The sequence below is a fragment of the Halovulum marinum genome, assembly GCF_009697225.1.
Taxonomy (GTDB): domain Bacteria; phylum Pseudomonadota; class Alphaproteobacteria; order Rhodobacterales; family Rhodobacteraceae; genus Halovulum; species Halovulum marinum.
The window spans coordinates 164174-185008 of record NZ_WIND01000006.1; the positions used below are offsets into that span (position 1 = coordinate 164174).

Genomic DNA, 20835 nt, shown 5'->3' on the forward strand with positions numbered 1-20835 from the left:
GCCGGCCTCATTCCGCCGGCACCGCGCGCGCCGCCGGGCGCACCGCAGCGCCCAGGCGGTAGCGGCGGTCGGTCAGGCTCAGCACGCCGCCCAGCGCCATGAACGCCACTGCCGCCCACAGCCAGTTGGCGAACGGCTTGACGAAGCTGCGCACCACCCAGCCGCCATCCGGCTGCTGCTCGCCGATCACCACGTAGACGTCGCGGGTGACGCCCAGGTCGATCCCCGCCTCGGTGGTCGGGAAGCGCTGCACGGGGTAGAAGCGCTTTTCCGGCGTCAGCGTGGCGATCCGCCGTCCGTCGCGGTCCAGCGCGATGAACGCCATGTCCGAGCTGTAGTTCGGCCCCTCGACCCGCTCTACCCGTTCCAGCGTCAGCTCGTAGCCGGCGAAGGCGAAGCGTTCGCCGGGCTGGACGACGCGGATGTCCTCCTGCTGCCAGGCGGTGATCGCGCTGATGGCGAAGATCATCACCCCCATGCCGCCGTGCGCCACCGCCTTGCCCCAGTCGGCGCGCGGCAGGCTGCCGAGCCGGCGCAGCACCTCGCCCGCGCCGGCCTTGCCGACCCGTGCCCGCTGCCCGAGGTCGGCGAGCGCACCGAGCAGGACCCAGGTCGCCAGCACCGCGCCGACCGGCCCCAGCATCCGCCCGCCGGTCTGCAGCGACCAGACCAGCGCGCCCAGCGCCACGCTCAGCGCCAGCGGACCCCAGAGCGGCCTCATCGCCCGGCCCGGCCTGGCCCGCTTCCACGGCAGGATCGCGCCCAGCGGCAGCATCATCGCCAGCGCCACCATGAACGGCGTGAACGAGAGGTTGAAGAACGGCGGGCCGACCGACAGCTTGCGGCCGGTGGCCATTTCGGCCACCAGCGGCCAGACGGTGCCGACGAACACCACCAGCGCCGCCACCACCAGCAGCAGGTTGTTCATCACCAGCGCGCTTTCGCGGCTGACCAGCGAGAACACCGAATCCGACCTCAGCGCGTTGGCCCGGAACGCATAGAGCGTCAGCGCGCCGCCGATGAACACCGCCAGGATCAGCAGGATGAACATGCCGCGCGTCGGATCGTTGGCGAAGGCGTGCACCGAGGTGATCACCCCCGAACGGACGATGAAGGTGCCGATCAGCGAGAAGCTGAACGCCAGGATCGCCAGCAGGATGGTCCAGCTTTTCAGCGTGTTGCGCTTCTCGACGACGATGGCGGAATGCAGCAGCGCGGTGGCGAACAGCCAGGGCATGAAACTGGCGTTCTCGACCGGGTCCCAGAACCACCAGCCGCCCCAGCCCAGTTCATAGTAGGCCCACCAGGAGCCGATGCCGATGCCGATGGTCAGGAACAGCCAGGCCGCCAGCGTCCACGGCCGCACCCAGCGCGCCCAGGCCGGATCGACGCGCCCGTCGATCAGCGCGGCGATCGCGAACGAGAACGCCATCGAAAGCCCGACGTAGCCGAGGTAGAGGAACGGCGGATGGAAGGCGAGGCCGGGATCCTGCAGCAGCGGGTTCAGGTCGTTGCCGTCGAGCGGCGGCACCGCCAGCCGCTCGAACGGGTTCGAGGTGAACAGCAGGAAGGCCAGGAACGCGACCGCGATGCTGGCCTGCACCGACAGCACCAGCGCCTTCAGCCGGCCCGGCAGCGCCCGGCCCCAAAGCGCCACCGCGGCGCCGAACAGCGTCAGGATCAGCACCCACAGCAGCAGCGAGCCCTCGTGGTTGCCCCAGGTGCCGGAGATCTTGTAGATCATCGGCTTGGCGGAATGCGAGTTGTTCGCCACCAGCGCGACTGAGAAATCCGAGGTCACGAACGCCCAGGTCAGGCTGGCGAACGACAGCGCGATCAGCGCCGCCTGCAGCAGCGCCGCCGGCACGGCGACGGCCATCCAGTTCTGCCAGCCCTTCAACGCGCCGGTCAGCGGCACGGCCATCTGCACGATGGCGACCATGAAGGCCAGGATCACGGCAAGATGTCCGAATTCCGCGTTCATGACGTCCCCTTTCGGGGTGCAGGATAGGCAAGCGCGGCGGAAGGTTCAAATCCGCAATTCCTGCGCTCACGGGTCCGTCAGCGGGCGGCGGGTTGCGGCGCCGGACGCGGCTCGCCGGGGATCGGGGGCGGCGGCCCGCAGGCTGCGGGCCGCCGGATCGTCATTGCCGCGACTGTTGCGACTGCCGCGCGCGCCACTCGGCCAGCGCCGGGTTGGCCGCGGCCGGGTCGACCCCGAGCGGGGCGCGCGCCTCCGGTGCCTCGGGTGCGGGGGCCTCGGGTGCGGGGGCCTCGGGGGGGGCCTCGGGCGCGGCCAGCGTGCGCAATTGCGTCATCGCGTCCACGGTGCGCGACACCGCCGCCGGGTCGGTCGCGGCGCGGGCGCCGCGGAAATAGTTCAGCTCGCGTGCGCCGAAATAGAAGCTGACGATCGCGCCCAGCAGCCACCACAGCGGCTCGGGCACCAGTGCCAGTCCCTGCATCCGCACGCCGAAGGCGACCGGATCGGCCATGGCGAAGCCGAACAGGCCCAGCGTGCCCAGCGCCAGCGCCGGGCGCGGCAGGCGGTTGAGCGCGTCGACCAGACCGTCGAACACACCGGCGCGGGGCCGGGCGAACTCGGTGCCCAGCTGCTCCAGGCTGGCGATGTTCTCGGCATGCTCCTGCCGGGCGCGCTCGGTGCGGTTGGCGACGAAGACCTCGGCGGTGCGGCGCAGCGCCGGGATCAGGCCCAGGGCCTGCATCACGCCCATGACGCCACCCGCGCGCGGTGCTGCGCGTCCGTCAGGCGGAACCGGGCCGAGACGAACGCCTCGGCGCGGGCGATCCAGCCGCCCTTGCCGCCGTCGCGGCGCCGCGCGTACTTGCGCGAGGCCGGCCGGCTGTCGGCCAGCGCATAGTAGTAGTTGCGCCGCGCGATGCCGTAGGCGTCGACCAGATAGTCGCCGGCCCGGGCCCAGGCGCGCGCCGTGGCGGCCGCGGTCAGCGGCCCCAGTACGCCGTCCACCGCGACCGGCTCGCCGAACTCGGCCAGCAGGCGCTGCAGGATCTTCACCGCGTTGGAGCCGGCGTTGACGTACATGTCGAACACCGTGGCCTGCAGCGCGACCGGCAGCCGGGCGATGCCCGGCTTCTCGAAGTAGTGGGTCCTGAAGATGGAGACCGCCTGATCGACGGTCAGCCGCTGCACGTCGGCGGCGTCCACGTCGCCGTCGCCGTCAAGGTCCAGGCCCAGGCGGCGCATGGTATGCACCGTGACCCCGTATTTCGTCGCCCCGCCCGGATCGTCGGGGTCGTTCACATAGCCGCCTTCCCGCGCGACGATCTCGCGCGCGATGGCATCGACGCTCTGCATCGGCCAGCTCCTCATGATGACGATTTTCGGATAATCGTCCGCACCGTAGCAGGCCGGGGTTCAGGTTCCGTTAAGGCTCAGCTGCCACCGCCACCATCGCCACCATCGCCACCGGCCGCGCCGTCGCGGTAGACGCCCTGTTCCTTCAGGCTGTCGATCACCTCGCGCGGCATGTAGGTCTCGTCGTGCTTGGCCAGCACGTCGGTGGCGACGAACACGCCATTCTCGATGGTGCCGGTGACGACGGTGCCCTGCCCCTCCGAGAACAGGTCGGGCACGATGCCGGTGTATTCGACCGGGTAGTCGGCGTTCAGGTCGGTCACCACGAAACGGTGCACCGGCCCGCGCTGCCAGCTGCCTTCCTTGACCAGCCCGCCGAGGCGGAACCGCTCGCCGGGGCGCGGCGGCTCGGCGGCGATGTCCGAGGGCGAGCGGAAGAACTCGAACGCGTCGCGCCCGGCAAAGATCACCAGCGCGCTGGCCGTGCCCAGCATCGCCGCGCCGATCAGGATCAGCTGGATCCTGCGTTTCTTCTTCAGACCGGCCATGGCACCCTCACGGAAACAGCGGGGCCGCTTCCAGCCCCATGGTTTCGGGCAGGCCCAGCATCAGGTTGGCGTTCTGGATCGCCTGCCCCGAGGCGCCCTTGACCAGGTTGTCGAGGGCCGCGAACACGATCGCCCGCCCCGGTCGGCGGTCGGCCACCACACCGATATGCGCATGGTTCGAGCCGCGCACATGCCGCGTCGCCGGCGCCTCGCCGAACGGCAGCACGGTGACGAACGGCTCGTCGCGAAAGGCGGCGGCGTGGGCGGCGTGGATCTCCTGCGCCGCGCCTTTCACATAGACGGTCGCCAGGATGCCGCGGTTCTGCGGCAGCAGGTGCGGCACGAAGGTCGGGCTGACCGGGCGGCCGGCGGCCTTGGAAAACTCCTGCTCGAACTCGGCGATGTGCCGGTGCCGGGCGATGTTGTAGGCGTGGAAGCCTTCCGAGACCTCGGCGTGCAGCGTGCCCTCCTTCGGCGCGCGGCCCGCGCCCGAGACGCCGGTGGCCAGGTTGATGATGATCTCGTCCGGGTCGATCACGCCCGCCTTCAGCAGCGGCGTGACCGCCAACTGGCCGGTGATCGCGTTGCAGCCGGTACCGGCGACCAGCCGCGCGCCCTTGATCCGGTCGCGGTAGAACTCGGTCAGGCCGTAGACGGCTTCTTCCTGCAGATCCAGCGCCAGGTGGTCGTGGCCGTACCATTCCTTGTAGGCCGCCGGATCGTCCAGCCGGAAGTCGGCGGACAGGTCGACGATCATCTTGTTGCGCGGCAGGGCCGAGATCACCTCCTGCGTCGTCGCATGCGGCAGCGCGCAGAAATAAAGCTCCACGTCACCGGGATCGACCTCGTCGATCTTCACCAGCCTGGGCAGGTCCAGATGGCGCAGGTGCGGAAACACCGAAGACATTTCCTCGCCCGCGCGACGCTCGGCGGTCAGCGCGGAGATGCGCATGCCGGGATGGGTGGCGATCAGGCGGACCAGCTCCGCCCCGGTATAGCCGCTTGCGCCAAGGATCGCGATCCGCGCCTTTTCCATGCCAGAACTCCGTGTGTTGCGAGGCTTCAGATAGTCCTTTCGGCGGCGGCGCGCAATTCACGCTCGATGGAACGGAAGGTCGCTGCCCAGCAGACGCTTGGCCGCCGCGCCGACGGCAGCCGGATCACCTGTGGTCAGATACCGGCTCTCGCCCGTTCCCGCGAACTGCGGATGCCGGCCAAGATAGTCCCCGAGGCTGGCCGCCACCACGTCGCCCTGGCTGAGGATCCGCGTGCCCGCCGGCAGCGCCCGGGCGAAGGCGCCGCGCGCCAGCGGGTAGTGCGTGCATCCCAGCGCCACCACCTGCGGCGCCGGCATCCCCTGCAGCGCCCAGCCGACGGCGCGCACCACCACCGCGCCCGCCGCCGCCGCGTCGCCGGTCTCGAGCGCGTCGACCAGCCCGGGGCACGGCACCTCCAGCACCCGCGCACCGTGGGCGCGCAGCACCAGCTCGCGGGTGAAGGCGCCGCTGTCGACGGTCGCGGGCGTCGCGAACAGCGCGATGTCGCGCACCGGCGAGGGCACCGCCGGGCCACGCAGCGCCCAGGGCCGGGCGATGATCGTCTCGATCATCGGCACGAACACCCCCAGCACGCGGCGGTCGGCGGGCACCCAGAACTCCTGCATCTGCCGCAGCGCCACCGCCGAGGCGGTGTTGCAGGCGAGGATCACCAGCGTGCAGCCGCGCACGAACAGCGCCTCGCAACCCCTTGCGGTCAGATCGAAAATCTCGCGCGCGCCACGCACGCCGTAGGGCGCGTTGGCGTTGTCGCCCAGATACAGGAAGTCCTGCCCCGGCAGCGCCGCCTGCAGCCGGCCCAGGATCGTCAGCCCGCCCAGGCCGCTGTCGAAGACGCCGATCGGCACCGCTGGTCAGGGAAAGTCGAAGCCGTAGCCGTAGTCGGAAATCGGCTCCGGGCTCAGCTTGTAGGTTTCGGTGCGAAGATAATCCATCATCCCCTTGGGATCGCGGCCGTATCTGGCAAGATCCTCGGGCGGCAGCGGGTTGCCGATCACCACCGGCACCTTCTCGCCGACGCGGGACTTGAACTGGTTGATCAGCAGCGCCATGCGCAGGGTGAAGTGGATGTGGCTGGCGACCTGGAACATGCGGCTGTTGTGGCCGTCGAAGAACACCGGCACCACCTGCGCGCCCGACTTGGCGATCAGCTTGGCGGTGAAGCGCCGCCAGCTGGGGTCCATCGGCCGTCCGAACGGCTTGAGCGGCATCGACACCGTGCCGCCGGGGAAGATGCCGACGCAGCCGCCCTCGGACAGGTACGAGATCGCCGTCCGGCGCGTGTCCAGGTTCAGCTGCGTCGCCTCCTTGGTCTCGGAGAAGCTGATCGGCAGGATCACCCGGTCCAGCTCGGACGCCTTGCGGAACACCTGGTGCGCCATGATCCGGAAATCGCCGCGGGTGGTGGACAGGATGTAGCCCATCATCAGCCCGTCGAGGATGCCGTAGGGATGGTTCGAGATCACCACCAGCGGCCCCTGCTTCGGGATGTTGTCGAGCGAACCGCCGCGCACGTCCAGCCCCAGCCCGTAGCGGCGCACCATCACCTGCCAGAAATCCTCGCCGGCGCTGACCTCGCGCTCGTAGCCGCGCGCCATGCGGATCAGGCTGATCCGCCCGGTCAGGTTCTCGGTCAGCCGGATCAGGCCGCGCCCGGCCTTGGTCCGGGCGGAGTGGGCATAGCTGATCTCGCGCGTCACGCGTGGGACCTTGTGCATCGCTCGGGCATCCTCCTTCCGGCTATATTGGGATCGCCCCCGGTGGTTGTCCACCCGGCGCGTCGATCTGCGAGATCACCGACCCGGCGTGCCGCGTCAAGCGCGAAGCGCCTTGACCGGCGCCGCGCCGCCGCCGAGATTGCCCGCCATGCGCCAGCCCCCGAGACGCGACCACCCGGCCCCCGGCCCCGCCCGTTCGGCCCCCGGCCCCGCCCATCCGGCCCCCGGCCCCGCCCGTCCGGCACCCGGCCCCGCCCGTCCGGCAACCGGCCCCGCCCATCCGGCCCCCGACCGGCCGCCAGACCGCCCCGCCGGCTGGAAGGCGCCGGCGGCGCTGGCGCTGACGATCCTGATCTGGGCCTCGTTCCTGGTCGCCACCCGCGCCGCCGTCACCGCGCGCATGGGCCCGCTGGAGGTGGCGCTGGTGCGCTTCGGCACCGGCGCGGTGCTGTTCCTGCCGGTGCTGCTGCGCCACGGCCCGGTACCGCGCGGCGTGCGCCCGGCGGACCTGGTGCTGCTGCCGCTGTTCGGCGGCGTGCTGTTCATCCTGCTGCTCGCCGGCGGCCTGCGGTTCGCGCCGGTCGCCGACAGCGGCGTGTTCACGCCGTCGATGCTGCCGCTCTATGTCGCGCTGCTGTCCGCCGCGCTGCTGGGCGAGCGGTTCTCGCGCCTGCAGATGGCGGGGTTCGCGATGATCGTCACCGGCGCGCTGGCGGTCGGCGGCTGGGAGGCGGCCGCCAACGCCGGCACCGGTGCCTGGCGCGGGCACCTGATGTTCACCGGTGCGGCGCTGTCCTGGGCGGCCTACACCGTGCTGTTCCGCCGCTCGGGGCTGGCGCCGGCGGTGGCCGGTGCGGTGCTGTGCTTCTGGTCGGCGGTTGTGCTGGGGGCGATGGCGCTGGTCGTGGGCGTCGACTTCACCGCGCTGCCGCCGCGCAGCCTGGCGCTGCAGGTGCTGGTGCAGGGCGTGCTGTCGGGGTTCGTCGCCACTTTCACCTTCTTCTACGCGGTCCGGCATCTGGGCGCGTCGCGCAGCGCCGCCTTCGCGGCGCTGGTGCCGGTGCTGGCGGCAGTGGGCGGCTGGGCCCTGCTGGGCGAGGCGATCGGCCCGGTCAAGGCCGCCGGCATCGCGGTCGTCTCGGCCGGGGTGGCGCTGGCCTCAGGCGCGTTTCCGCTGCGCAAGCGCGTCGCGCAGCACGCCGCGCACGACGTCTAGGTCGGCGTCGCCGGCGACGAAGGCCCGGCCGATGCCGCGCGCCAGGATGAAGGTCAGCCGGCCGTCCTGCACCTTCTTGTCCTGCGCCATCAGCTCCAGCAACGCATCCGCGTCCGGCAGGTCGCCGGGAATGTCGGCCAGGTCGGTCTTCATCCCCATCGCGCGCAGGTGCGCGCGCACGCGCGAGGGCTCCTCCTGGCTGCACAGCCCCATCCGGGCCGAGACCTCGAAGGCCAGCGCGCAGCCGACGGCGACGCCCTCGCCGTGCAGCAGCCGGTCGGAATAGCCGGTCGCCGCCTCCAGCGCGTGGCAGAAGGTGTGGCCGAGGTTCAGCAGCGCCCGCTCGCCCTGCTCGGTCTCGTCGCGCAGCACGATCCCGGCCTTCATCCGGCAGGAATGCTCGACCGCGCGCAGCCGCGCGTCGCGGTCGCCGGCCAGGGTCGGGCCGGCCTGCTCCAGCCAGGCGAAGAAATCCGCGTCGCCCAGCAGCCCGTACTTCACCACCTCGCCATAGCCGGCAAGGAAATCGCGCGCGGCCAGCGTCTCCAGCACCGCGACGTCGGCCAGCACCAGCCGCGGCTGGTGGAAGGCGCCGATCAGGTTCTTGCCGCGCGGCGAGTTGATCCCGGTCTTGCCGCCGACGCTGCTGTCGACCTGCGCCAGCAGCGTGGTCGGCACCTGCACGAAACCGACGCCGCGGCGCAGGATCGCGGCGGCGAATCCGGCCAGATCGCCGATCACCCCGCCGCCAAGCGCCACCACCAGGTCGCGCCGCTCGGCCCTTGCCTCCAGCAGCCACTCGACCGCGCGCTGCAGCTGCGGCCAGCCCTTGGTCGCCTCGCCGGCCGGCAGCGCCAGCGCCTCGACGGCGATGTCCTCGGCGGCGCAGGCGGCGCGGAACGTCTCGAGGTGGTGCCCGGCGACGGTCTCGTCGGTCAGCACGAACACCCGGCGGCGGGCCAGGAACGGCGCGATCTCGGCGCCGGCACGGGCGATCAGCCCGGCGCCGATCCGGATCGGGTAGGCGCGCCCCGGCAGGTCCACGGTGACGGTGCGGACGTCGGCGGCGGTGTCGGGCGGAGCGTTCATCAGCCGGTCTTCTTCTCCAGGGCGGGCGGACGGCCGGGGTGCGCCAGGTCATGCGCGCGCACGCCCTCGAGGATCCGCCGGGCCATCTGCTCGTGGCTGAGCCCCGGCTCCGAGCGCACCCGCACGTCGGCCCCGGCGTAGACCGGCGCGCGCGACTCCAGCAGCGCAGCCAGCACCTTGCGCGGCTCGGGCTGCTGCAGCAGCGGCCGTGTCGGGCGGTCCTTGACCCGCTGCCACAGCGTGTCCAGCTCGGCGTCCAGCCAGACCGAGCAGGCGCTGCGGGCGATCTCCTGGCGCAGCGGCTCGGACATGAACGCGCCGCCGCCGGTGGCGAGGATGCCAGGCGCGTCGGCCAGCAGGCGGCGGATCACCCGCGCCTCGCCGTCGCGGAAGTAGGGTTCGCCGAATCTTTCGAAGATCTCGCGCACCTCCAGCCCGGCGGCGGCCTCGATCTCGTGGTCGGAATCGCGGAACGGCACGTTCAGTATCGCCGCCAGCCGCTTGCCGACGCTGGTCTTTCCCGCCCCCATCAGCCCGACCAGAACCAGCGGTCGGGTCAGCACGACGGTCACTTTGTGATCGGTGGCGGCGGTCACGGGTGGATGTTTCCTCTCGGTCGGCGATTGATGTAACCCGAAGGGCGGGGTAGTTTCCATAGCGAAACGAGGCGTGCCAGACGCCCGCACAAAACGAGAGGCAGGCCCCCCGATGAGACGGGTATTCAAGTATCTCGCCTACCTGCTGCTGCTGGGGGCGCTGGTCCTCGTCGGCTACGCGCTGATCGCGCCGCCGCCGCCGCCGGTGGAACGCGTCGTGGTCCCCGTGACCCCGACCGCGGAGTAGCCATGCGCGCGCGCCGCTCCGTCACCGCCCTCGCCGCCGCCCTGGCCGCCGCGCTCGCCCTTGCCGCCCCGGCCACCGTGGCGGCCGAGGATCCGCCCCGCAGCGCCATTCCCTGGCTGTCCGAGGTGCTGCGCACCGGCGCGGCGCCGCCTGACGGCACCGCCCCCGGCGGCGCCGCGCGGCCGACGGTGCGCCCGTTCGACCCCGGCGTGATCGAGACCCGGCCGCTGGACCTGGTGGCGCGCAACGGCGTCGGCATCCTGGCGCCGCACGCCGCCGGACTGCCGCGCGATCTGTGGGGGGGCGCCTCGGCGCCGCGGGTGCGCCGGCTGATCGCCGAACATCGCGCCGGCGGCGTGCCGGCGGCGCGCGCGCTGTTCCGCACGCTGCTGCTGACTGAGACCGTGCCGCCCGCCGGCTCGGGGCCCGAAAACCGCGTGCTGCTGGCCCGCATCGACGCGCTGATGGAGGCGGGCATGCTGGACGCGGCCGAGGCGCTGGTCGACGCTGCCGGCGTCACCGATCCCGAGTTGTTCCGCCGCGCCTTCGACATCGGCCTGCTGACCGGGCGCGTCGACGACGAGTGCGAGCAGCTGCGCGGCTCGCCGGCGCTGTCGCCGACGCTGCCGGCGCGGGTCTACTGCCTGGCGCGGCTGGGCGACTGGCCGGCGGCGGCGCTTACCCTGAGCCTGGGCCGCGAGGTCGGCGACATCGCGCCGGCGCAGGAAACCGCGCTGGCCTGGTTCCTCGATCCCGCCGCCTTCGAGGGCCTGGAGCCGCCGCCGGTCCCCGAGCCGCTGACCACGCTGGACTACGTCGTGCGCGAGGCCGTGGCGCTGCCGCGCCCGGCGCGGGCGCTGCCGCTGGCGTTCCTGGTCCCCGACGCCGCGGGCGACAGCCCGCTGAAGACCCGGATCACCGCCCGCGAGAAGCTGGTGCGCGCCGGCGCGATGCCGCCGGCGCTGCTGTTCGAGGCCTACCGCGCCGGCACCCCCGCCGCCTCGGGCGGGGTCTGGGACCGGGCCGCGGCGGTGCAGGCGCTGGACCGGGCGCTGGCGCTGGCCGACCCGCAGGCGATCGTGCCGGCGCTGCGCGCCGCCGACCGGATGTTCTCGGAAGTCGACCTGCGCCCGGCGCTGGCGCAGGTCTATCTGCGCCAGCTCAAGGCGCTGCCGCCGGACGCCTATCCCGCCGACCTGCGGCAGGAGGTCGGCGCGCTGCTGCTGCTGGCCGGCGCGCACGCCGCGGCGGTGCCGTGGTTCCCCGACGACAACGACGTCTCCAGCCGCTATCTGGCCGCGCTGGCCGCCGGCGCGCCGGCGCTGCCCGACACCGCGGCGCTGGCGCCGCTGCAGGTGGCGGCGGTGGCCGGTCTGACCACCGACGCGCCGCCGACCGAGGACGCGCTGCAGATCGGCCGGCTGATCGCGCGCGGCTTCACCGGCGAGGCGCTGATGCGCACCCTCGCCCTGCTCGAGCCGGGCCCCGAGATCGACCCCGGCGACCTGGAGGCCGCGCTCTACCTGCTGCGCGCCGCCGGGCAGGACGACGTCGCCCGCCAGGTGGCGATCGAGACGCTGCTGCTGCTGCCGCCGGCATGAGCGCGGCGCACGCCTGGGTCGGCCCGTTCCTGGAGGCGCTGCAGGTCGAGCGCAACGCCGCCCGCGCCACGCTCGAGAACTACGCCCGCGACCTGCGCGATTTCGCCGGCCACCTGCACCGCGCCAGCGGTACGGTCGAGACCGCGACCCGGGCGCAGATCGAGGACTATCTGTCGGCACTGGAGCTGGACGGCCGCGCCGCCAGCACCCGCGCCCGGCGGCTTTCGGCGCTGAAGGGGTTCTACCGCTTCGCCTTCACCGAGGGCTTTCGCGGCGACGATCCGGCGGCGCTGATCCCCGGCCCGCGGCAGGGCCGCAAGCTGCCCGGCACCCTGTCCGAGACCGACGTCGACGCGCTGCTGGACGCCGCCGCCGCCACTGGGCGCGGCGCCGCCGAGCGCACCCGCAACCGCTGCCTGATGGAACTGCTCTACGCCACCGGGCTGCGAGTGTCCGAACTGGTTTCGCTGCCCGTGGCAGCGGCGCGCGGCGATCCGCGGATGCTGCTGGTGCGCGGCAAGGGCGGGCGCGAGCGGATGGTGCCGCTGTCGGACCCGGCGCGCGCCGCGCTGGCCGACTGGCTGGCGGCGCGCGACGCCGCCGAGGCCGCGGCGGCGGCGCGGACCGGCCGCGCGGCCTCGGCGCTGCTGTTCCCCTCGCGCGGGAAGGCCGGGCACATCACCCGCACCCAGTTCTTCCTGCTGGTCAGGCAGTTCGCCGCCACGGCGGGCCTGGCGCCGGACCGCGTGTCGCCGCACACGCTGCGCCACGCCTTCGCCACGCACCTGCTGGCGAACGGCGCCGACCTGCGCTCGATCCAGGCGCTGCTGGGCCACGCCGATGTCGCCACCACCGAGATCTACACCCACGTGCTGGAGGAACGGCTGAAGCGGATCGTGCTGGACACGCACCCGCTGGCCTGAGCCGGCCGCGCGGGGCGGCGCGCTTGCAACCGCCCCCCCTGCGCCCCTAACTACCCAGCAACCGAGACTGCGCAGGACGCCCGCGATGGAAACCGAGATCATGACCGAAACCGCCGCCGCCGGCTGGAACGCCGCGCTCTGGCTGACGGTGGCGGCGGTGCTGGCGCTGCTGATGCTGTCGGCGTTCTTCTCGGGCTCGGAGACCGCGCTGACCGCCGCCTCGCGCGGCAAGCTGCACGGCATGGCCGACAAGGGCCAGCGCGGCGCGCAGCGGGCGCTGAAGCTGACCGAGGACAACGAGCGGCTGATCGGCGCGGTGCTGCTGGGCAACAACCTGGTCAACATCCTGGCGACGTCGCTGGCGACCTCGGCGCTGACGCTGATGTTCGGCGAAAGCGGCGTCGCGGTGGCGACGCTGGTGATGACCGCCCTAGTGCTGATCTTCGCCGAGGTGATGCCGAAGACCTACGCCATCACCAACCCCGAGACCGCCGCGGTCCGGGTCGCGCCGGTGATCAGCGTGGTGGTGCGGGCGTTCTCGCCGGTGGTCAACGCGGTGCGCTGGCTGGTGCGCGCGATCCTGGGCCTGCTCGGGGTCGAGACCGACCCGACGGCCAGCGTGCTGGCCGCACAGGAAGAGATCGCCGGCGCCATCGCGCTGCACCATTCCGAGGGCGCGGTGGAGCGCGAGCACCGCGACCGGCTGCTGGGCGCGCTGGACCTGGGCCAGCGCGAGGTCGAGGAGATCATGCTGCACCGCCAGTCGATCGAGATGATCGACGCCGACGCGCCGCCGGCCGAGATCCTCAGCCAGTGCCTGCGCTCGACCTACACCCGGCTGCCGGTCTACAAGGACGACCCCGAGAACATCGTCGGCGTGATCCACGCCAAGGACCTGCTGCGCGCCGTGAACACGATCCTGAACGCCAGCGAGGGCGGGCTGGAGAACCTGGCCAACTTCGACGTGATGGACGTGGCGATGGAGCCGTACTTCGTCCCCGAGACCACCACCCTGGACGACCAGATGCGCGAATTCCTGCGCCGCCGCACGCATTTCGCGCTGGTGGTCGACGAATACGGCGCGCTGCGCGGGCTGATCACGCTGGAGGACATCCTCGAGGAGATCGTCGGCGAGATCTCGGACGAGCACGACGAGGACGAGCAGACGCTGACGCCCGAGCCCGACGGCTCGGTGCTGATCGACGGCAGCATGACGATCCGCGACCTGAACCGCGCCTGCGACTGGTCGCTGCCCGACGACGAGGCGAACACCGTCGCCGGGCTGGTGATCCACGAGGCGCAGACGATCCCGACCGAGGGCCAGAGCTTCACCTTCCACGGCTTCCGCTTCCAGGTGATGAAGCGGGAGCGGAACCGGCTGACGCGGTTGCGCGTTCGCAGGCTATGACGCAGCTTGCGCCGTTCGACCCCCTGCCACGCCCCGAGGGCCCCGACGGCGCGCCGCGCCGCGTCGGCGCCGAGCTCGAATTCGGCGGCCTGACCCCCGAGACGGCGGCCGAGGTCGTGACCGAGGTGCTGGGCGGCAGCGCGCTGCCCGACGGCACCGACGTGTGGGTGGTGACCGGCACCGCGCTGGGCGCGTTCCGGGTCGAGCTGGACACCGCGCTGAAGGCCGACGGCACCGATCTGGAACGGCTGGGCCGCAGCGTCGCGCGCCCGGTGATCCCGGTCGAGCTGGTCTGCCCGCCGGTCGAGGTCGACGATCTGCCGGCGCTGGACCGGCTGGCGCGGGCGCTGGCCGACGCCGGCGCCGAGGGCACCCGCGCCTCGGCGCTGTTCGCCTACGGCATGCATTACAACATCGGCTGCGCCACATTCGACGCCGGCTACCTGCATTCGGTGATCCGCGCATTCGCCTTTCTCGAGGATCTGCTGCGGCACCGGTTCGAGATCGACATCGCGCGCCGCGCGCTGCCGTTCGTCGACCCCTACCCGCGCGCCTTCGTCGACGCGCTGGCGACGCAGCCGGCCCCGGCCGACGGCGCGGCGCTGGCGCGGCTCTACCTGATGCACAACCCGACCCGCAACCGGGCGCTGGACATGATGCCGGTGCTGGCGCTGGCGCACCGCGACCAGATCGACCGCGTGCTGGGGCCCGGCAACCCGGTTTCGGCGCGGCCGGCGTTCCATTTCCGGCTGCCCGACTGCCGGCTGGACGAGCCCGGCTGGACCATGGCCGACGCGTGGAACCGCTGGGTGCTGGTCGAGCGCGTCGCCGATGCCGGGGGCGTGCTGGAGACGCTGGCCGGCGACTGGCGCGCGCACCGCCACAGCTGGACCACGGTGCGCGGCGACTGGTGGCCGCTGGTGCGCTCGCGGCTGGACGAGGCCGGGCTTTGGACCGACTGCTGAGGCGTTATCGCAACCGGCCGCTGATCGGCATCACCACCTCGGCCCGCAGCGGCTGGCGGATCTTTCCCGCGATCGCCCTGTCGGTGCTGCTGGCCGGCGGGCGCGCGGTCTGGTGGCGCGTCGGCCGGCCGGCCAGCATCCGCGACGTCGACGGGCTGATCGTCGGCGGCGGCGACGACATCTCGGCGGATCTGTATGGCGGCCGGCTGATGCCCGAGGCCCGGGTCGATCCCGAGCGCGACGCGCTGGAACGCCGGCTGGTGCGCGACGCGCGCACGCTGCGCCGCCCGGTGCTGGGGATCTGCCGCGGCGCGCAGATGATGAACGTCGCGCTCGGCGGCTCGCTGCACCAGGACATCTACGCGGTCTACGCCGACGCCCGCCGCCACTGGACGGTGCTGCCGCGCAAGACGGTGCGGGTGGTCGGCGGCACCTACCTGGCGCGGATCTCGGGCCCGGACGAGATGCGGGTGAATGCGCTGCACACGCAGTCGGTGGCGGACCTGGGCCGCGGCCTGCGCATCGCCGCGCGCGAGCCGTCGGGCGTGGTGCAGGCGGTGGAATGCACAGGCGACGACTTCTACCTCGGCGTCCAGTGGCACCCCGAGCACCTGATCTATGCCCGCCGCCAGCGGCGCATCTTCCAGGCGCTGGTCGAGGCCGCCCGCGCCCGCGCCGAGCACCGCGCCCAGGCGCAGGCGGTGGACGAGATGGAGCCGCTCTGAGCGCGCGCCAGGTCTCAGCGGCCGCGGAACAGCCCGCCCAGCACGCCGCGGATGAACTTCCGCCCCGATCGCGAGGTGGCGCTGCGCACGACCTCGCGCACCAGCACCTCGCCCAGGCCGGCGTCGCCGCCCTTCTCGCGCCCGCCGGAATAGCGGTGCCCGGACCTGAACTCGCGCTCCTCGGCCTGCTCCGCCGCCTCGGCCGCCTCGGCCTCGCGCGCGGCCTCGTCGGCGCGGCGCTGCAGGATCTCGTAGGCCGAGTCGGGGTCGACGGCGGTATCGTAGCGCCCGGCGACGGGCGAGTCGCGCATCGCCGCGGCGCGCTCGGCGGCGCTGGCCGGGCCCAGGCGCGAGGACGGCGGGCGGATCATCACCCGCTCGACCACGCCGGGCACGCCCTTCTTCTGCAGGGTCGAGACCAGCGCCTCGCCGACGCCGACCTCGCGGATCGCGGTCTCGGTGTCGAACCGCGGGTTGGGCCGGAAGGTGGTGGCGGCGGCCCGCAGCGCCTTCTGGTCGCGCGGGGTGTAGGCGCGCAACGCGTGCTGCACCCGGTTGCCCAGCTGGCCCAGCACGTCCTCGGGCACGTCGTCGGGGTTCTGGGTGACGAAATAGACGCCGACGCCCTTGGAGCGGATCAGCCGCGCCACCTGCTCGACCTTGTCGATCAGCGCCTTGGGCGCGTCGTCGAACAGCAGATGCGCCTCGTCGAAGAAGAACACGAATTTCGGCTTGTCCGGATCGCCAACCTCGGGCAGTTCCTCGAACAGCTCGGACAGCAGCCACAGCAGGAAGGTGCCGTAAAGCCGCGGCGCCTGCATCAGCCGGTCGGCGGCCAGCACGTTAATCCGGCCGCGCCCGTCCGCCCCGGTGGCGGTCATGTCGGCAAGCTGCAGCGCCGGCTCGCCGAACAGACCCGCGCCGCCCTGGTTCTCCAGCACCACCAGCCGCCGCTGGATCGCGCCGACCGAGGCGGTCGAGATGTTGCCCCAGGTCAGCGACAGCTCCCTGGCGTTCTCGCCCAGCCAGACCAGCAGCGCCCGCAGGTCCTTCAGATCGACCAGCGCCAGCCCCTCCTCGTCGGCCATGCGGAAGGCGATGTTCAGCACCCCCTCCTGCGCCTCGGTCAGCTCCATCAGCCGCGACAGCAGCAGCGGGCCGATCTCGGAGATGGTGGTGCGCACCGGGTGGCCCGATTCGCCGAATACATCCCAGAACACCACCGGGAAGGCGCGATACCCGTATGGGTCGAGTCCGATCGCCGCGGCGCGCGTCTGCAGCGCCTCGTGCAGCCGGTCGGTCGGCGCCCCCGGCACCGCGAGGCCCGACAGATCGCCCTTCACGTCCGCCAGGAACACCGGCACGCCGGCGGCCGAGAACGCCTCGGCCATGATCTGCAGCGTCACCGTCTTGCCGGTGCCGGTGGCGCCGGCGATCAGCCCGTGGCGGTTCGCATATTTCAGCGCCAGCGTCTGCGGATCGCGCTGTTCCGGGCCCCCGCCCCCCAGAAAAATGGTATTTTCTTGCGCCATCCCTGCCCCGTGCCTTGTTTGTGCCGTTTGTTACATACATTATTAACGGTGGTAGGACATTATCTACCAGCGAACGGGCGCGTTGCGTCAAATCGCTTTTTCCTCCCTGTTGGACCTGCCGCACCCGTTTGGGTGCGGCCTTTTTTTTTCGCGCCGCGGCGCAGGGTTTCGGACCGGTCCGCCGGCCGCATCGCGGGGGCCGGGCGAATTTTTCACAAGCCCTGTTGACGCAAAGAAAGGCTTTGCCTAGCCTCCGCACCATAAGTCGGCCGGTCCGACAGGGAGAAAAGCTGCTTGCAGCGGTTAAAGGCATCCTTCGGGGTGCCTTTTTCCATCGTGAGGCCCGGTCGTTACCGCCGGAACCGTCCCCCGCAGGCGGCCGGAGACCGGAACCGCCCCGTCGACTGCGCGGCCGTTGACAGCACCTGCAATAGCTGACACCCCGCCTGACAAGGCTCACAAGGGAGATGCTTCAAGATGACTTTGACCAGCACCCGGATCCTGGCGGCCGCCATGGTCGCGGCCTGGACCGCGCTGCCCGCCCTGGCGCAGGACGCCGCCCACGATGACAGCGCCCCGGCCGGATCGGCAGCCGGCGCGGACGCCGCCGCGGAACCGGACACCGCACCGGACACTGCACCGGACACCGCGGAAGATGCGGCGACCGACGCCGAGGCCGACGCGCCCGCCGACGGCGACGCCGCGCTCGATGCCGGACCCGGCGCGGCCGCGGCGGAACTGCCCGACACGCTGGAAATCGAGACCTTCACCGACTGGGAACTGCGCTGCGACACCGAAAGCCGCGGCTGCTTCATGTACCAGCTGGCCAGCGACAGCAGCGGCAACCCGGTGTCCGAGCTGACGCTGGTGCAGCTGCCCGCCGGCGAAGAGGCGGTCGCCGGCGTGACCGCGATCACGCCGCTGGGCACGCTGCTGAACGAAGGCCTGGTGATGCAGGTCGACCAGGGCCAGGCGCGGCAGTACCCGTACAACTGGTGCACCCGATCGGGCTGCTTCGTCCGCTTCGGCCTGACCCAGGCCGAGGTCAACGCGATGAAGGCCGGAAGGGTCGCGCGGATGCGGCTGCTGTCGGCTTCGGCGCCGGATCAGCCGGTGATCCTGGAGGTGTCGCTGTCCGGCTTCACCGCCGCCTACGAGGCGCTGGGCAAGAAGACCGGCGGCAACTGACGCCGCCGAAGCGATCCGCGTCCGCCGGTCAGATCCGGCGGACGGCCAGCACCGCGTTCAGCCCGCCGAAGGCGAACGCGTTCGACAGCGCCACCGAGACATCGGCCTCGCGCGCCGCGTTCGGCACCACGTCCAGATCGCATTCCGGGTCCGGCTGCTCGTAGTTGATCGTCGGCGCCACCACGCCCTCGCGCACGGCCATGATGCAGGCCAGCATCTCGACAGCGCCGGTGCCGCCGATCAGGTGGCCGTGCATCGACTTGGTGGACGAGATCATCAGCTTGTCCGCATCCGCCCCGAAGACATCGCGCACCGCCGCGCACTCGGTGCGGTCGTTGGCGGTGGTGCCGGTGCCGTGCGCGTTGATGTAGCCCACCTCGGCGGTCGACAGGCCGCCGTCGCGCAGCGCGCCGCGGATCGCCCGGCAGGCGCCCAGCTTGTTCGGCATGACGATGTCCGACGCGTCCGAGGTCATGGCGAAACCGACCACCTCGGCCAGGATCTGCGCGCCGCGGGCCTTCGCGTGCTCGTACTCCTCGAATACGAACACGCCCGCGCCCTCGCCCTGGACCATGCCGTTGCGGTTGGCGGAAAACGGCCGGCAGCCGTCGCGCGACAGCACGCGCAGCCCCTCCCACGCCTTGATGCCGCCGAAGCAGAGCATGCTTTCCGAGCCGCCGGTCAGCATCACCCTGGTCGCGCCCGAGCGGATCAGCTGGAACGCCTGCCCCATGGCGTGGTTCGACGAGGCGCAGGCGGTGGCGACGGTGAACGACGGGCCCTGCAGGTTGTGGGTCATCGACACATGGCTGGCGGCGGCGTTGTTCATCAGCCGCGGCACCACGAACGGATGCACGCGGTTCTTCCCCTCCTCGTAGACCGAGCGGTAGTTCTCGTCCTGGGTCTGCAGCCCGCCGCCGGCGGTGCCCAGCACCACGCCGGCCTGCTCGGCCAGACTGTCGGTGAACTCCAGCCCGGACTGGGCGATCGCCTCCTCGGCGGCGATCAGCGCGAACTGGGTGAACTTGTCGTAGAGGGTGATCTGCTGCCGGCTGAACCGCGCGGCCGGGTCATAGCCCTTGATCTGCCCGCCGATCGGGATCGACAGCCGCTCGGCGTCCTGGAACTCGAGCGCACCGATGCCGTTGCGCCCCTCGCGCATCCCGGCCAGCGTCTCGTCCGCGCTCATCCCCAGGGAAGACACGGCGCCCTGGCCTGTAATGACGACCCGTTTCACGTGCCCGTGTCGGCCTTCTGCGCGACCAGCTGTTCGACCGCGCGGACCATCGACCGCACGTTGGTGATGTCGAATTCGGACTCGGCGGGCTCGTTGGCGTTGAACGGCACCGAGACGTCGAACGTCTCCTCGATCGCGAACACGGCCTCCACCAGCCCCAGCGAGTCGATGCCCAGATCCTCCAGCGTCGCTTCGGGCGACACGTCCTGGGGTTCCATCAGGGCCTGCTCCGCGATGATGGCGATGACCTGTTCTTCGACAGTCTTGCTCATGCGATCCTCAAAATGTTTCCGCCATCCCTTACTCGCTCGGGTCGAGCTTTGAAACCCGTTTCTCCAACGCCTCGACCCGGCTCAGCGCCCGCGGGATGCGGCGGATCGCGCGGATGTTGGCGATGTTCTGCTTCATCTCGACCGCGGGATAGCCCATCATCACCCTGCCCGCCGGGATGCTGGAGCCCACGCCCGAGCCGGCCGCGACGATCACGTCCGAGCCGATCGAGATGTGGTCCGCGACCCCGACCTGCCCCGCCAGCACCACCCGGTCGCCGATCTCGGTGCTGCCGGCAATGCCGACCTGGCCGCACAGCAGGCAGTGCCGGCCGATCTGCACGTTGTGACCGATGTCGACCAGATCGTCGATCTTGGTGCCGTCGCCGATCGCGGTGTCGACCACCGTGCCGCGGTCGATGGCGGCGTTGGCGCCGACCTCGACGTCGTCGCCGATCCGCACCGCGCCCAGCGAGTTGATTCGCACGAACCCCGGCGTGCGGCTGGCCTCGGAGATGTGGCCGCTGTCGCGCACGCTTTCCAGGTTGTCGCGCGACGGGCTGACGAAGCTGAAGCCGTCGCCGCCGATCATCGCGCCGGGCTGGGCGATGAACCGCTCGCCGATCACCACCCGCGCGCCGATGTGCACCTGCGGGTGGATCAGCGCGTCGCGGCCGATGCGCACGTCGGCGCCGATCGAGACATGGTTCATCAGCCGGCTGCCGTCGCCGATCACCGCGCCGGGGCCGACATAGGTGAACGCGCCGATCGACACCTCGCGGCCGATCCGCGCCCCCGCCTCGATCACCGCCGAGGGGTGAACCCCAGCCGCCAGCCGCAGCGGATGGTCGAACACGCGGCTGACCCCGGCCAGCACATAGCGCGAGCGCGGCGCGAAGATCGCCGCCTTCAGGCCCATGCCGCGCCAGTCGGCGCCCTCCCACAGGATCGCCGCCTGCGCCGCGCCCTCGCCCAGCGCGGCGCCGAATTTCGGCTCCATCGCCAGCGCCAGCTGGTCGGCGGCGGCGTGCGCGGGTTCGGCCACGCCCGAGATCTCGATGTCCAGGTCCCCGTCGGCCTGTGCGCCAAGGGCTTCGGCGATCGCTCTCAGGGTGTGGGACATGCGAGGATCCTGCATTTCGGGGCAAAGCAAAGGGCGGCCCGCATCCGCGCGCCGCCCC

General features: G+C 71.9%; 21 protein-coding genes. 8 read left to right on the top strand and 13 right to left on the bottom strand.

Annotated elements, in window-relative coordinates; translation table 11 throughout:
* Nucleotides 1-7: 7 nt before the first annotated feature.
* The 7 genes from GE300_RS10390 to GE300_RS10420 form a co-directional block, all read right to left on the bottom strand.
* Nucleotides 8-1984: a heme lyase CcmF/NrfE family subunit gene (locus GE300_RS10390; protein WP_154446492.1), complete on the bottom strand. Its 1977-nt coding sequence runs from the start codon at nt 1982-1984 to the stop codon at nt 8-10.
* 160 nt (nt 1985-2144) lie between these two features.
* On the bottom strand, nt 2145-2735 hold the full coding sequence (locus tag GE300_RS10395) for a holin family protein (RefSeq protein WP_154446493.1): 591 nt from the start codon (nt 2733-2735) through the stop codon (nt 2145-2147).
* Complete coding sequence (locus GE300_RS10400; RefSeq protein WP_154446494.1) at nt 2726-3337, bottom strand: holin-associated N-acetylmuramidase; 612 nt, start codon at nt 3335-3337, stop codon at nt 2726-2728. Before GE300_RS10400 ends, GE300_RS10395 begins: the two co-directional genes overlap by 10 nt.
* Before the next feature lie 77 nt (nt 3338-3414).
* The gene (ccmE, locus tag GE300_RS10405) at nt 3415-3885 is read right to left on the bottom strand and encodes a cytochrome c maturation protein CcmE (protein ID WP_154446495.1); all 471 of its coding nucleotides are present in this window, start codon (nt 3883-3885) and stop codon (nt 3415-3417) included.
* Nucleotides 3886-3892: 7 nt separating this feature from the next.
* Nucleotides 3893-4921 (bottom strand): N-acetyl-gamma-glutamyl-phosphate reductase, encoded by a 1029-nt coding sequence (argC, locus tag GE300_RS10410; RefSeq protein ID WP_154446496.1) that lies wholly within the window; start codon nt 4919-4921, stop codon nt 3893-3895.
* A gap of 57 nt (nt 4922-4978) precedes the next feature.
* A complete protein-coding gene (locus GE300_RS10415; RefSeq protein ID WP_325063190.1) occupies nt 4979-5788 on the bottom strand; it encodes a glutamate racemase in 810 nt (269 codons plus the stop codon).
* Between the two features lie 6 nt (nt 5789-5794).
* Entirely contained in the window at nt 5795-6658 is an 864-nt protein-coding gene (locus GE300_RS10420; RefSeq protein ID WP_154446497.1) for a lysophospholipid acyltransferase family protein, read from the bottom strand.
* Nucleotides 6659-6806: 148 nt separating this feature from the next.
* Here GE300_RS10420 and GE300_RS10425 point away from each other — a divergent pair, with 148 nt between their 5' ends.
* On the top strand, nt 6807-7874 hold the full coding sequence (locus GE300_RS10425; protein WP_154446498.1) for a DMT family transporter: 1068 nt from the start codon (nt 6807-6809) through the stop codon (nt 7872-7874).
* Here the strand turns inward: GE300_RS10425 and aroB are convergent.
* A complete protein-coding gene (gene aroB, locus GE300_RS10430) occupies nt 7818-8963 on the bottom strand; it encodes a 3-dehydroquinate synthase (RefSeq protein ID WP_154446499.1) in 1146 nt (381 codons plus the stop codon). The two genes, GE300_RS10425 and aroB, sit on opposite strands and share 57 nt — an antisense overlap.
* On the bottom strand, nt 8963-9619 hold the full coding sequence (locus GE300_RS10435; protein WP_154446500.1) for a shikimate kinase: 657 nt from the start codon (nt 9617-9619) through the stop codon (nt 8963-8965). The genes aroB and GE300_RS10435 overlap by 1 nt, the downstream gene beginning before the upstream one ends.
* 52 nt (nt 9620-9671) lie before the next feature.
* Here GE300_RS10435 and GE300_RS23545 point away from each other — a divergent pair, with 52 nt between their 5' ends.
* The 6 genes from GE300_RS23545 (at nt 9672) to GE300_RS10460 (ending at nt 15428) form a co-directional block, all read left to right on the top strand.
* On the top strand, nt 9672-9806 hold the full coding sequence (locus GE300_RS23545; protein WP_267905433.1) for a hypothetical protein: 135 nt from the start codon (nt 9672-9674) through the stop codon (nt 9804-9806).
* Between the two features lie 2 nt (nt 9807-9808).
* The gene (locus GE300_RS10440) at nt 9809-11407 is read left to right on the top strand and encodes a hypothetical protein (protein WP_154446501.1); all 1599 of its coding nucleotides are present in this window, start codon (nt 9809-9811) and stop codon (nt 11405-11407) included.
* On the top strand, nt 11404-12330 hold the full coding sequence (locus tag GE300_RS10445; RefSeq protein WP_154446502.1) for a tyrosine recombinase: 927 nt from the start codon (nt 11404-11406) through the stop codon (nt 12328-12330). Before GE300_RS10440 ends, GE300_RS10445 begins: the two co-directional genes overlap by 4 nt.
* Nucleotides 12331-12415: 85 nt before the next feature.
* Nucleotides 12416-13738, top strand: a complete 1323-nt coding sequence (locus tag GE300_RS10450) for an HlyC/CorC family transporter (RefSeq protein ID WP_154446503.1) — start codon at nt 12416-12418, stop codon at nt 13736-13738.
* Nucleotides 13735-14703: an amidoligase family protein gene (locus GE300_RS10455; protein WP_154446504.1), complete on the top strand. Its 969-nt coding sequence runs from the start codon at nt 13735-13737 to the stop codon at nt 14701-14703. Before GE300_RS10450 ends, GE300_RS10455 begins: the two co-directional genes overlap by 4 nt.
* Complete coding sequence (locus GE300_RS10460; protein ID WP_233416921.1) at nt 14688-15428, top strand: gamma-glutamyl-gamma-aminobutyrate hydrolase family protein; 741 nt, start codon at nt 14688-14690, stop codon at nt 15426-15428. The genes GE300_RS10455 and GE300_RS10460 overlap by 16 nt, the downstream gene beginning before the upstream one ends.
* Nucleotides 15429-15442: 14 nt before the next feature.
* Here GE300_RS10460 and GE300_RS10465 read toward each other — a convergent pair whose 3' ends face one another.
* Nucleotides 15443-16960, bottom strand: coding sequence for a helicase HerA-like domain-containing protein (locus GE300_RS10465; RefSeq protein ID WP_154446505.1), 1518 nt, complete (start codon nt 16958-16960; stop codon nt 15443-15445).
* Nucleotides 16961-17437: 477 nt separating this feature from the next.
* Here GE300_RS10465 and GE300_RS10470 point away from each other — a divergent pair, with 477 nt between their 5' ends.
* Complete coding sequence (locus tag GE300_RS10470; protein ID WP_154446506.1) at nt 17438-18148, top strand: invasion associated locus B family protein; 711 nt, start codon at nt 17438-17440, stop codon at nt 18146-18148.
* Nucleotides 18149-18176: 28 nt separating this feature from the next.
* On the opposite strand, the gene GE300_RS10475 is transcribed toward GE300_RS10470, so the two are convergent.
* Genes GE300_RS10475 through lpxD form a run of 3 tightly spaced genes read right to left on the bottom strand, consistent with a single transcriptional unit; the run spans nt 18177 to nt 20777 of the window.
* Entirely contained in the window at nt 18177-19385 is a 1209-nt protein-coding gene (locus tag GE300_RS10475; RefSeq protein ID WP_325063191.1) for a beta-ketoacyl-[acyl-carrier-protein] synthase family protein, read from the bottom strand.
* Nucleotides 19382-19657, bottom strand: a complete 276-nt coding sequence (locus GE300_RS10480; RefSeq protein WP_154446507.1) for an acyl carrier protein — start codon at nt 19655-19657, stop codon at nt 19382-19384. Before GE300_RS10480 ends, GE300_RS10475 begins: the two co-directional genes overlap by 4 nt.
* A gap of 28 nt (nt 19658-19685) precedes the next feature.
* Nucleotides 19686-20777: a UDP-3-O-(3-hydroxymyristoyl)glucosamine N-acyltransferase gene (lpxD, locus tag GE300_RS10485; protein ID WP_154446508.1), complete on the bottom strand. Its 1092-nt coding sequence runs from the start codon at nt 20775-20777 to the stop codon at nt 19686-19688.
* Between the last annotated feature and the right edge of the window lie 58 nt (nt 20778-20835).